Origin of the sequence: Paenibacillus sp. DRB1-1, assembly GCF_052119485.1 — a bacterium.
Taxonomy (GTDB): Bacteria; Bacillota; Bacilli; order Paenibacillales; family Paenibacillaceae; genus Paenibacillus; species Paenibacillus polymyxa_B.
Genome location: NZ_JBODQH010000001.1, coordinates 5,090,758 through 5,103,226, shown reverse-complemented (window position 1 = coordinate 5,103,226; position 12,469 = coordinate 5,090,758). Strand labels below are relative to the sequence as shown.

Sequence of the window (12,469 nt, the reverse complement as noted above, 5' to 3'; positions counted from 1 at the left end):
CTTTCCGTCAAAAGTCACAGCCAAAAAAACTAAAAAAGCTACTTTCACCCCCATGAATTTTCATTAAAAGGTGGAAAGTAGCTTTTATTGTAAACATCCTTAGTTAAGTGATTCAGTTGCTCCTGTGCCTGTTCCAAGATACTCCTTCAACCCATCGACAATACCTTCGGCGATCTTCTCCTGTGTTTCTTCTGTGAACATGGCTGCTTCATTTGATAGATTACTAAGGTAGCCACATTCCAGCAATACAGCGGGCATTTGTGATTTTCTCGTCACCACATGGTTTGCCACCCTGATGCCATTATCCTTAAATCCGGTAGCCGCTACAAGATATTTATGCATCGCCTTTGCCAGTGCCAAACTGTCCTGGCGTGCATAATAGGTTTCAGAGCCATTGGTTTTCCCTTTATCTGAAGCTAGCATACTATTACCGTGAATGGATACAAACACGCTTGCCTGTTGACTATTAGCCAGTTGTGGTCGTTCATCCAACGTGGGATACGTATCTCCGTTGCGAGTCAATACGACTTGAATGTCAGGATCATTTTGTAGAAGCTGCTCAACCTTTAACGCTACCGCCAATGTAAATTCCTTCTCATGTCGCCCAGTCACACTACCTGCCCCAGGGTCCTTACCACCATGTCCGGGATCAATGACGACGATTCGCCGTCCTTCGACATTCGTTGGTGTTACCACTACCGGATTCACACTACGCTCACGCAATTGAAGGGTGATATCGCCAAGGCCATTGGTTGAAAGGTCGTAATCACGTGCTTGATTTAAAGCAATGACAATGCGTACGCCCCCATTTTGTCCATCTGTGGGAGCAAATCTAATTTCCTGCACATCCTCACTGTCACTATTCGTCAACGCCCGCGTGCCATCGGTGCGAATCGGGAACGGCTGAAGAAAATCAGTCGCCAGTGAAGCCCCGGGTAAATCTACAACAATACGATCATTCCCCGTCATTTTGGATACTTTAGGGGTAACATCTTTGTTCAGAGAAATCTTTAACGTTTCACCCTCAAAATTAATATTTTGTACAAGCAACGCATTTGCTGTGGTCTGTTCTGTATTTTGCTGCTTGGCTGGTGAGGATGCGGCTTCAGTATGCTTGTCTGCTTCAACTGGATTTATTGTCGTCGCTGTTGCTGAAGACGTTTTATTGGTGCTTGTTGTACTCTGTGTTGACGTTTGCGACGATGGTTGGGATTGAGACTGTTTACTCGCTTGTTGAGTTACAGCCTTTTGACTGAGATTTACGGATTTACTTTTATTATTCCAATCTACTTTTAGCCCCATTTGCTCCCCAACAAAACGCAATGGGACCATGGTCGAGCTGCCCCGAAGCACAGGAGGTGCATCCAGACTAACTGTTTTTCCATTCACATCAGCGGATGTACGGCCTACATACATGGACATATCGGTACTATTTTTTTGAATTGAGATTTTATAGGATTGTGGTTCCCACTTGAATTGATATCCAAGCTGCTCCCCAACCACCCTTAGCGGTACCATGATTTTTCCATTGACCATTTCAGGCTTGGCATCTGCAGGCGCTTCCACCCTTTTGCCATCTAAAAATAAATCTGCTCCAGCCGCATTCGCATGAGGGGAGGACGGCCACAACCAAATCAAGATAGCCGCTAGTATCACCCAACCATATTTCTTCATTCTCATTCCCCTAACTTATATATGTATTTTTTGGTATTTCCCACAGACACAGTCCTTCAACCATTTTACATTTACAATACCATGCTGAGTCGAACCGTCAACCCCTTATTTTCCAATTTATTTTTTGAGCATGATAAAAGCCCGCAGGCAAAAGTAATGCCAGTACGGGCTTTCTGTCTAACAAATGAGCTAGCTATATGACTACGTATTGAAACTGAACTGGGAATTAACCCTATGCGCCTTGTTTCGCAGCACGTTTTTGTTCATAAGCCAGAATTTCAGATTCATGCTGGAGTGTCAGGCCAATATCGTCCAAGCCTTGCAGCAGGAACTGGCGGCGATGTTCATCCAAATCGAATTCAATTTTCAGACCATAATCGTCAGTGATCGTTTTATCATTCAGGTCGATGTTTAATTGGTAGTTATCATGCTGCGCCGTGCGCTGAAACAATTCCTCTACTTGCTCTTCAGACAGCTTGATCGGCAATATACCGTTTTTAAAACAGTTATTATAGAAGATATCCGCATAAGACGGAGCAATTACGCAACGAAACCCATAGTCCATAATCGCCCACGGCGCATGCTCACGTGAGGAGCCACAGCCAAAGTTAGCGCGAGAGATCAGCACAGACGCCCCTGCATAACGAGGCTTGTTCGGTTCAAATTCAGGATTGATATTGCCCGCTTCATCAAACCGCCACTCGTAGAACAGAAACTGTCCAAAGCCCGTACGTTCAATTCGTTTCAAAAACTGCTTAGGAATAATAGCATCTGTATCCACATTCACCCGATCCACAGGTGCTACAATTCCTTTCAATGTTGTGAAAGCTTCCATCGTAATTCCTCCTCTGTATCCTAGCGGACTACTTCTTCCTGCTTGAATTTCCAATCCCGTACATCAACAAAATGTCCATGAATCGCCGCAGCGGCTGCCATTGCTGGAGATACCAGATGAGTCCGTCCTCCGCGTCCCTGACGACCTTCAAAGTTACGATTAGAAGTCGAAGCACAACGCTGTCCCGGTTGCAGTACGTCTGGATTCATCGCAAGACACATACTGCATCCCGCTTCACGCCACTCAAATCCTGCTTCTTTAAAAATGACGTCCAGCCCTTCTTCTTCAGCCTGAATTTTCACACGCCCCGAACCTGGTACGACGATGGCCGTTACTTTGTCAGAAACCTTGTAACCTTTGGCAACCTCAGCGGCTGCGCGCAAATCTTCAATCCGCCCATTGGTGCAGGAGCCGATAAACACATAATCAATTGCAATATCCGTGATCGGAGTACCTGGCTTCAAATCCATATATTCAAGCGCTTTTTCAGCTGCTTTACGTTCATTTTCGGTTGGCAGTTCTGCCGGAATCGGTACGGTTGAGGAAATATCTGTACCCATCCCCGGGCTGGTGCCCCAGGTTACTTGCGGAATTAAAGCATCTACGTCAAACTCCAGCACGACATCAAACTCAGCGCCTTCATCTGTGACAAGCTCTTTCCACTCAGCAACCGCTTGCTCGAAAGCAGCTCCTTGTGCTACATGTTGACGTCCACGCAAGTAATTGAAGGTGGTTTCGTCCGGTGCAATCATTCCTGCTCTGGCTCCGCCTTCAATGGACATGTTACACACAGTCATGCGCTCTTCCATGCTCAATTCGCGGATAGATTCACCTGTGTACTCAATAACATAACCTGTAGCGAAATCTGTACCGTATTTGGCGATGACACCCAAAATCATGTCCTTTGCTGTCACACCAGGTTTGCGGCGGCCTACAAAGCGAACTTCCATCGTTTTGGCTTTGGCTTGCTGGAGACATTGTGTTGCCATTACGTGCTCTACCTCACTGGTTCCGATACCAAAAGCGAGCGCTCCGAATGCCCCGTGTGTGGAAGTATGGCTATCACCACAAACAATCGTTTTGCCCGGATGAGTCAGACCAAGTTCAGGCCCCATAACGTGAACGACACCTTGATCCACCGTATCCAGATCATACAGTTTGACACCGAAATCACGGCAATTTTGAGTTAATGTATCGATCTGCTGCTTGGAAATCGGGTCCGTAATATTGTAACGGTCCTTAGTCGGCACGTTATGATCCATCGTTGCAAACGTAAGCTCTGGACGACGCACTTGGCGTCCGCTAAGACGTAATCCCTCAAACGCCTGCGGCGATGTTACCTCATGTACGAGGTGAAGATCAATGTACAAAATACTCGGCTTTCCAGCTTCCTGATAGATGACATGGTTATCCCAAATTTTCTCGAACATGGTCTTTTTACTCATCATTATTCACCCCTGTGTTTTTCGAACCTAGTGGAGAGAAGCTAACGGCTCTCTCTTGAATGTCAACAATATACCACGGGATGTTTGATTGGTCTAAGATATGATATCTATAGAAGTGATAGGTTAAGGCTATAAGGATGGATAAGGTGGATATAAGCGGTTCTTTGCACTGATTTCTCTATCAGCTCTTAATTAGTAAAAACACTCGACTAAAATTCGAAGATTTAAAAAAAGGGTTATACAAACGGATGAATACAATGAACTCTGTCGCCTTTTCTAAGATACTGCCAGTTATTACATAAGGATTTGTTTGAATATTCATGCTGCGAAAGCTGAGTCAATTATATATTCTCAGATAATGTTGACAATATAAGGAATAAACTTGTACAATTAGGAAAATATTTTTTGGATTCCATTCTTCGTTGGTAACAAGGATATTGGAAATCGTAATAAGAATCATCTTAGCGATTGCTATAATGGTTCTTTTTTTCCTCTACTTTTGCAAAACTGTTCGTATTTGATTTTGTTAGCTCTTAATAACTATATAAAGTATGAAACGAAATATAGTTATATAATTTGATATAAATTACAGGGAATTAACAACGGAGCAAGAATTTTATGAACTTTATCATGATGCGTTTTGTTGCAACAAAATAGAAAACCGACTACGAGATTCAGCCGAAGATAACATTCACATCCTAAAAGGGAGTTGGAATGATGAAACAAATTGGAATATCCGTTGAATACTACACTCCAATTTTGATTGTCGGTACGGGGATCTCAGGGCTTACTGCTGCTTATTATTTGTCAAAAAACAATATTAAGTACACGATTGTAACAAAAAAGAATGCACCCAAACAAAGCAATTCCTTTCTTTCAGCAGCAAATACTCGGGTTCCATCAGAGAATGAAATTAATAATATTATTAATCTTACTATTGATAAATGTGGAGCAGATCGATCAGTAATTGAAGCGCTATATAGGAATTCCAACATAATTATAAATTTCTTCGAAGAATTAGGGATTCCTTATGAGAAAACATCCTTTGGTATCATGCCTGAATGTTTGATTAAATCACATGGGGGAAAGAAATTAATCAATTGTTTGTTACAACATATTGAACAACCGATGTGTAATAAAATTTTGATTCATTTGGAAAAGTACGATCAAGGAATTATCGCAATATTTTACGACATACAATCAGATCAATTTATCAGAATATTTACTAATTATTTGGTATTAGCTACGGGAGGATATGCAGGACAATTCTGTTTCAATGATAATTCGCCGGGTTCAACTGGTGAAACGCTTATCTTAGCTAAAAAAATAGGTGCAAGATTAAAGGGAATGTCTACAGTAATGTGTCATCCTTGGTCTATATATAACGGAAGGCAAATTTTATTGGGCGGGGTTGTATCTTTGAGTCAAGGGAAAATAATAGATGAGGATGGAGTTCAATTATTAAAAGATAAGTATATTTGTGATGCAATTGCTCGAGATGATTACCACGAAATGATTGATGAGATTTTAAAATTCCAACTTGAATGTATCAAACAAAAAAAAGACATGTACTTGGATATGAGCCATGCTGATGAAAATGTTTTAAATGAAAAATTCAAAAAATATGGATTTAGTCCTAAGGTAGTTAAAAATAAAAGAATTAAAATTACACCAACGATGCACTATTCTTCAGGAGGAATCGAAATCAATGCTAATGCTGAGGCTATAAACTTGAATCGTGTTTTTGCTACTGGAGAAGCTCAATTTAATGGTGATCTTGGTATAGGAAGGATCCCTGGGCAAGCATTCGCATCGGGGATCGTTTTTGGTAAATTAATTGCGGACAAAATAGCTAAAGAAGGTGTTTTCAATACTCACTATCAAACTTCATTTAAAGATCCACCTGATACGATGCAGCTTTATTCGAAAGAAAATAATGACTTTCCGATTGAAGAGTTTCAGAAAAAGTTGTCAACTCTAATGATGGATTTGATCGCTTCCAATCCACCCGTGGTTTCTCTATCATTCCTTAGAAAAAAAATACAAGAAAGTCAAAACATCATATTAAGTAGAGCAAGAGGATCCGGAAAACGATACGAGGATATTTTAACATTGTCTTTTGGATATTTTGTTGCAATGGAAATTATAGAAGATCTTGAAGCAAAGTCAGGCTTGTTGATTAACCAAAAATAGGATAAAAAGAGTCGCCTTTTCAGCTAATGGAAAGCACCACGCAACCATTTCAAAAAGAGGCGACCCTCATGGATTAGCCTAGGGCCGAACGGCGAACCTTATAGATTCCTCAGGAACTAATGTGGCTATGCTTAAAAAATTAAATTCAGCACGCTTTAGTCATTATGACCAAAAGGATAAAAAGCACAGGGCTAAACAGCAATTCGAAAAAATGCCGGTGGAGCTTAAGAATCTTTATAAATGAATTAATTTCAAGATGATTACCAGCAAAATGAACAATGCCAATACAGCTGCTATCGATGTCCAAACTCTTCCGGTGATTCCCTCGTAGTCTCTTTTCATTTCCCCCACACGTAACGCCTCCTTTACTTTAGGGTACTATACTCCATAGGCTATGCGAGGTCTTGGTTAAAGGAAGGGCTTCTTAACAAAAAAAAGCTCCGCCGACCAATTAAGGTCAGTTGAGCTTTTTGATTTATTTAGTGTATTCACTTACTTCGAACGTAAGGATACGATCAAACAGCATGTAGTCCTTGCGGCTGCTGAATGGTCCTTTATTGTTATCGTGCTTGTTAATGGCGTATGAAGCCGATCCAGAACCAGCCTGCTTGCCCTCATACCATGAGATAAAGTCGTTAACCTCTTTCATGCTCAGGTCAAACTCTTTCTCTAAGCCAGTTGTCATGGTAACTACCATGATTGCAAGATCTCCCACCGGGTTATCGGGTTGAGAGGTGCCTGGATCTCCCGGTTGACTCGGAGAGGTTCCATTATCGCCAGGTGTATATTTCTCAAAGACTGAATAGTAATTGGAGCTATTGGATCCGCCCGCAACATATATTGCATTATTCAAGCTCACTGCCGACAAAAGCCCCCTTGCAGTTGGCATGCTAGTTACAGTAGACCAAGTGTCTGTCTTGGGATTGTATTTTTCAACTTCAGCTGTGACTGGTCCACTTAATGTAGCAGTTGCAGTATTGCCTCCAATAACATATATTTCATTGTTTTAACACTGCAGAAGTCAGCCCCATACGTTTGGTGGACATCGGTGACTTTGTTGTCCGGGTATTATTCTGAGGATCATATTCTTCTATAGAAGAAAGCAAGCCTTTCGATTCATCATAACCACCTATGACAAGAAGCTTTCCATTTACAAATTGAGAGGCGTAACCAGCTACAACCTTAGGAAGCGATTTACCCTTCTTCCACTCATTTGTCATGGGGTCGTAGATATCCAGTTTGTCATTAATAGGCTCGCCACCTGTAATATATATTTTCCCATCATATACAGCAGCGCTTACCGTTCCTCTTGCTGTTGGGAGTTTCCCCTTTTGCGTCCATGTTTTAGTTTCAGGATCATAAACATCAATTGTGTCATAAAATTTATTTGGATCATGTCCCCCAATTGAATATATCTTTCCATTAACGGTTACCAGGCTTACCCTGTCGATTTTTTTGGTTAAATCGGTCTCGCTTGTCCAAACATTTTGTTCAGCAAATATTTGTGTTTCTGTTGAGAAAAAAACTATGCAAATAATAAAAAATATAAAGATTCTTTTCAAAACAATTTCTTCCCTATGTGCTTTTGTAGGCATAAGATTACTTAATTCCATCTAAAGAGTCTAAACATAAACTTGATGATCTATAAATATAATCTATATATTTTCATATTTATCTTTTATTGGGTATAAAAAAAGGTCTCATACCAGCTTCTATACTGGTCGAGTCCTTGTCTTTATTTCAATATGAATCTTACCTGTGTTCCATCAACATACTTATCTAATTGATGACTTACCCATGATCCTGCTCCCCGGTTATTACTAGGGCTTATGTATCGAATATTAGCTGCTGCTTGTTGACTGATTTCCATAGTATTTTAAATCTTCTCAATACTATATTGTGAGACGTGTTGAAGTATCGCGCATGTTGTCGCAAAACAAAAAAAGACCTAGCATTTATGTAGTACTAGAGAGAGTAATTACTACACTAAAAATTTAAATCCACTATTAAACTTTATTTTGAATATATAGACATAAATGTTTAGACATTCCTGAAATCAAAATTTATAATTCATTTTGTTATTACATAATTTTAGGAGGAAGTCATGAATAATAAAATGTTCAAAAAGTTTGGGAGTATCTTGTTAGCATTATTTATTGGAGTTTCCGTGTTCTCATTATTTCCTACAGTTACAAAAGCAGAAACTGCCAATGTGACCTGGTCAGATGGGTCTCTAACAAAAACAATTCCTCAATGGAATCAAACCGATGTTGCTAATGTAGGTAAAAACTCAGGAAAATGGTACTGGGAAATAAAGCTCGAAAGTGGTTTTGGTGAAGTGGGCTTATTCAGTCCAGATACCAAACAACCAATTAGGTATGAAGGATACTCAGGGTCGAACTATGGTCCTCCAAATTCTTCTACTAATGCTGGGGTTTATGATTACGGGGACGATTATAAAGTAAATGATGTTATCTCGATTGCTTTAGATTTAGAAAATGACACACTAACCTTTTATAAAAACGGTATTACACAAGGGGTCTCGAAATATACTCCTTCTTCACTAGGAAAGACTGTATATCCTTATATAAGAAACCCTCAAACACCACCTGCTACGTATACTGCTAATTTCGGAGCAAGTGAGTTTAAGTATCCAGTTCCTGAAGGATTTTTACCTTATCAAGCTACGGGTGGATCTACAGCACCTGATCCGTCCACAACACCTGACCCATCTACAAAGACCGATCCATCTACAACACCTGATCCGTCTACAAAGCCTGATCCATCTACAACACCTGATCCGTCTACAAAGCCTGATCCATCGGATACAGATGGTTCCTCACAACCAACTGGAGACCGTGCTATTCTAACTGTAACGATGGACAATGGGTTTGATAAAGAATTCGATCTGAGTAAAAAAGAATTGAATGCCTTCATTGCTTGGTATGACGCAAAGGATGCTGGTAGAGGCGCTTCATTCTTTGCCATTGATAAGCACAATAACAACAAAGGTCCATTTAGTAATCGTAAAGACTATGTAATATTCAATAAAATACTCACGTTTGAAGTAAGTGAGTATTCAACTAAATAATAAATCAACAAAGGACTCCATACTGGCTACATACCAGCGGAGTCCTTTTTCACATTTACTCTAAATTCAAACTGATCCATGAAAAAAAGCTCTCCCGACCAATTAAGGGGATTAATTCACTTGTTGGCTTGAACAACCCCATAATTAACCTTCCTCACCAAATGGCTAGAAGGACAAGTTGTAAAGCCACGGTAATTTAGAGGTTTCCAGGCTGTGAATCAGCTACTCCCCATGTTTCCCCATTAACTTTATAATCGCTGCCTCTCCACTGAAGTATGTAGTCTCCAGAACGCAAACCGTCGCTGAAACCTTGGTCAGTAGATTTCCAAGTCACTGTGTCGTGAGGAGCGATTACTAAACCTTCAATATATAGTTTGTTTGAACCGCTGTGAGTTAAACTTACCTTTACAGGATGTTCAGAGTGATTCTTCATACGAAGTTTAATATGACCCCATCCTTTAGGGACACTAAAGGATTCTTTTACAGTTGCGCTCCCCCCCGATCTCTGATTAATTATGTTTTTTTTGCTAATTATACTTGGTGAAGCTGAAGCAACCCCTACCGTAGTTGCTATAGCTAAAGATAAAATCGAGAAAAGAAATATTCTTTTCTTCATAATTTCCCCTCCTATTTTTTGATTTGGTCTACCTGAAAGAGAGTTCCGGCTACAATCTGGTAGTTCCTTTCATATCTACTCTAAATTCAATCTGCTTACGAAAGAAATAAGATCCGAACACTTTATATGTATAGTTTATGCTGATCACATCAAGATAATTATTCGGTGAATTCTGCGGTAATTCCTGCACTGAAGAAAGCTCTGCTAACCTTATGGTCGGCAGAGCTTTCTTTTGCTTTAGAATCCCCCAATTTGTACAAGGGTCTGAATAAGCTGATCATGATTGTGAGCGGGTACGGTTATAAAAAACAAAAAGCTACTCGCAACGATTAACAGTTCCATTTTTTTCAACATTACTTAACCACACCTTTTCAATTAGATTGGAGAACTCTGTTTTGATTTCAGGAGTCGCATGGACTTGGAAACGCATAAACAGACCAATACAATTTATAAAGTAAGTTTCATTACTTATTATATGTGACTTTACCATTGCATACATCAAGTATTTAAAGCCATCACTGTATTTCACCCGATGTAAATAATAATGAGCCATTTCATAACCAAACCATGCGAAATAGTCTGGTATTACTTGTTGGGTATATATATCAGATGATGTTGGGAGTTGAGCAAATGAATTAATATTCGTTTCAAAACGTGAAAGGACATCATCCACATCTATTTCATATCGGTTAGCCGCTATCATAACGTTTAACAGCTTTGAGAGTTTCTCATTTTCGTTAGCTGTTGATGTTGCTGCTATATATTCAACATAGTCTGGCAGCACGCTAACATCTCCAGACAGGAGCTTATTAACGTACGTGTTACCTTCTGCCCACTGACTGAACAAGTTTACCCAGTGTTGAGTATCTTCGTCAGTCTCTTTGACCCAATCCAAATCTGCATAGGCGTATGTATACTGTAGAGCTTGTTGATAATCGCCTTGGGCTTCACAAACACTAGCACACAACAAATCGGCGTAAGCAATGTATCCAAATAACGGCCCTCTGGTTTCCTTTTCATGCTCGCTGTTCTTTCGATTCTTCTGTTGATGTTTTATGGAATATTGTACTTCCGCTTTCCTTCTCATCTGCCCTGCCATTTCCTCAACCTTATCCCACTTACGCAAAGACCTGTACACGTTCGCCAAATCCTTCAATGCGTCAAGTTGGTCCATTTCATCCAGACGTTCAATGTAAGGCTCGAACAACGTAGCTGCCTTAAGATTACGACTTTGATCGTCACCAACCTGAATCGTGAACATTCGATACTGACAGGTCGCCAATCGTTCAGAATGTTGGTACTTCTCCGTTTCAGCTACACCCTTATAGAACAGCAACGCAGCATCATGTCGTCCCTGTGCTATTAGCACTTCTGCCATATCAAATAGTTTAGGCGAATAGAGTAGGTTGTCCATAATGGTTCCCACCACTCGACGGATCGCATCCAGCTTGTCCAATTCCGCACAACGATACAAAAATGGCTCTATTCGTCTCATATTCGGGGGGGTATCGATGATGTAGTTTTCTATAAATAGGTCGTAAAAGTAGCCTTCTGGTAAACCCATAGCTTCGGTAATGCGATCTATCTGGTTAACAGACATAGATTTATTGCCTGACACTATGCTACTTACTATCCCCCTATTCATGCCTGCTATATGTCCAAACTCCATCATGCTCAAGCCTTCTTGTTTTAGATATTGTTCCAATTCCGCTCTAATCGTGGGTGTAATTCCCATGGATAAACCACCCTCCATACAGAAGTACCAATATTTATATATTATTGCATACTATTGTTGTCCATAATTTAACAGTTGTCAATAATTTTTATTGATTTGCAACACTTACATTGATCTGACTGTACAAAAGTACGGAGGGTTACTTGCTGAGATGGACTATAAAAATCCGCTGAATTAACAGAGGCTTTTCATGCTTATACTTTAAATTAGTTTTGTTGCTATAACGCTACGGATTTTAAAGGGAAATATTAAGTTGTAGACTGACAATACGCCATTAAGCTAACGGGCAGTTTAACTTGATTGGTGATATTATGCTACTCTAATATAAATAAGAAAATAATTAATCAAGAGGTGTAATAATGCGGTTTCATGAATTTTATATCGGACAAGTATTTAAAACCAAGTCTTTAATGTTAACTAAAGAGGACATTACCAAATTTGCAAGGGAATTTGACCCTCAATATATGCACTTAGATGAAGAGAAAGCATTGCAAGGCAGATTTAATGGAATTATCGCTTCAGGAATTCAAACATTAGCTGTTTCTTTTAAGCTTTGGGTTGAAACAGGCAGTTACGGTGATGAGGTTATTGCTGGAACGGCTATGAATAATATTAAATTTATTAAACCAGTATATCCAGGCGACGAATTGTACACCATTGTTGAAGTGATTGGAGTAAAAGAGAAGCGGAATGAAACAGGACTCGTTACTGTATTGCTGTCGACTTTCAATAACAAAGAGGAGAAAGTTTTTGAAGGCGATTTATCCGTTCTGGTTAAACAGTAAAGCTTTATAAAAAATCAATTGATAATGGTTTAAAGAGGTCCATGCATTCTAGCACGGACCTCTTCTCTTTATTTTAACGTGGCTTGACTTGCGGC

9 protein-coding genes and 2 pseudogenes are annotated in these 12,469 nt (G+C 39.9%); 3 read left to right on the top strand and 8 right to left on the bottom strand.

The genetic code is table 11. From position 1 onward, the window contains the following. Window positions 1–99: 99 nt before the first annotated feature. From ACQW03_RS22830 to leuC, 3 genes are all read right to left on the bottom strand, one after another. Window positions 100–1,674, bottom strand: coding sequence for an N-acetylmuramoyl-L-alanine amidase family protein (locus ACQW03_RS22830; protein WP_071641283.1), 1,575 nt, complete (start codon window positions 1,672–1,674; stop codon window positions 100–102). A gap of 232 nt (window positions 1,675–1,906) precedes the next feature. After that, the gene (gene leuD / locus ACQW03_RS22825) at window positions 1,907–2,509 is read right to left on the bottom strand and encodes a 3-isopropylmalate dehydratase small subunit (protein ID WP_013310633.1); all 603 of its coding nucleotides are present in this window, start codon (window positions 2,507–2,509) and stop codon (window positions 1,907–1,909) included. 20 nt (window positions 2,510–2,529) lie between these two features. Beyond that, on the bottom strand, window positions 2,530–3,954 hold the full coding sequence (leuC, locus tag ACQW03_RS22820) for a 3-isopropylmalate dehydratase large subunit (protein ID WP_071641285.1): 1,425 nt from the start codon (window positions 3,952–3,954) through the stop codon (window positions 2,530–2,532). 714 nt (window positions 3,955–4,668) lie between these two features. Here leuC and ACQW03_RS22815 point away from each other — a divergent pair. Next, window positions 4,669–6,147: an FAD-binding protein gene (locus ACQW03_RS22815; protein ID WP_441951864.1), complete on the top strand. Its 1,479-nt coding sequence runs from the start codon at window positions 4,669–4,671 to the stop codon at window positions 6,145–6,147. Between the two features lie 234 nt (window positions 6,148–6,381). Here the strand turns inward: ACQW03_RS22815 and ACQW03_RS22810 are convergent, their stop codons facing one another. From ACQW03_RS22810 to ACQW03_RS22800, 3 genes and pseudogenes are all read right to left on the bottom strand, one after another. Next, the gene (locus ACQW03_RS22810; protein WP_196233322.1) at window positions 6,382–6,489 is read right to left on the bottom strand and encodes a sporulation protein YjcZ; all 108 of its coding nucleotides are present in this window, start codon (window positions 6,487–6,489) and stop codon (window positions 6,382–6,384) included. A 133-nt stretch (window positions 6,490–6,622) separates the two neighbouring features. Further along, window positions 6,623–7,709: pseudogene (locus ACQW03_RS22805) on the bottom strand (Kelch repeat-containing protein). 173 nt (window positions 7,710–7,882) lie between these two features. After that, window positions 7,883–7,993, bottom strand: a pseudogene (locus tag ACQW03_RS22800) (NucA/NucB deoxyribonuclease domain-containing protein); the annotation flags it as partial. 258 nt (window positions 7,994–8,251) lie between these two features. Between ACQW03_RS22800 and ACQW03_RS22795 the strand changes: the two are divergent. Beyond that, complete coding sequence (locus tag ACQW03_RS22795; RefSeq protein ID WP_441951862.1) at window positions 8,252–9,238, top strand: SPRY domain-containing protein; 987 nt, start codon at window positions 8,252–8,254, stop codon at window positions 9,236–9,238. Between the two features lie 196 nt (window positions 9,239–9,434). On the opposite strand, the gene ACQW03_RS22790 is transcribed toward ACQW03_RS22795, so the two are convergent. Beyond that, the gene (locus ACQW03_RS22790; protein ID WP_441951860.1) at window positions 9,435–9,854 is read right to left on the bottom strand and encodes a hypothetical protein; all 420 of its coding nucleotides are present in this window, start codon (window positions 9,852–9,854) and stop codon (window positions 9,435–9,437) included. A 316-nt stretch (window positions 9,855–10,170) separates the two neighbouring features. Beyond that, window positions 10,171–11,589 (bottom strand): helix-turn-helix domain-containing protein, encoded by a 1,419-nt coding sequence (locus ACQW03_RS22785; RefSeq protein ID WP_441951858.1) that lies wholly within the window; start codon window positions 11,587–11,589, stop codon window positions 10,171–10,173. A gap of 359 nt (window positions 11,590–11,948) precedes the next feature. Between ACQW03_RS22785 and ACQW03_RS22780 the strand changes: the two genes are divergently transcribed. Beyond that, the gene (locus ACQW03_RS22780; RefSeq protein ID WP_104496913.1) at window positions 11,949–12,374 is read left to right on the top strand and encodes a MaoC family dehydratase; all 426 of its coding nucleotides are present in this window, start codon (window positions 11,949–11,951) and stop codon (window positions 12,372–12,374) included. Window positions 12,375–12,469 lie beyond the last annotated feature (95 nt).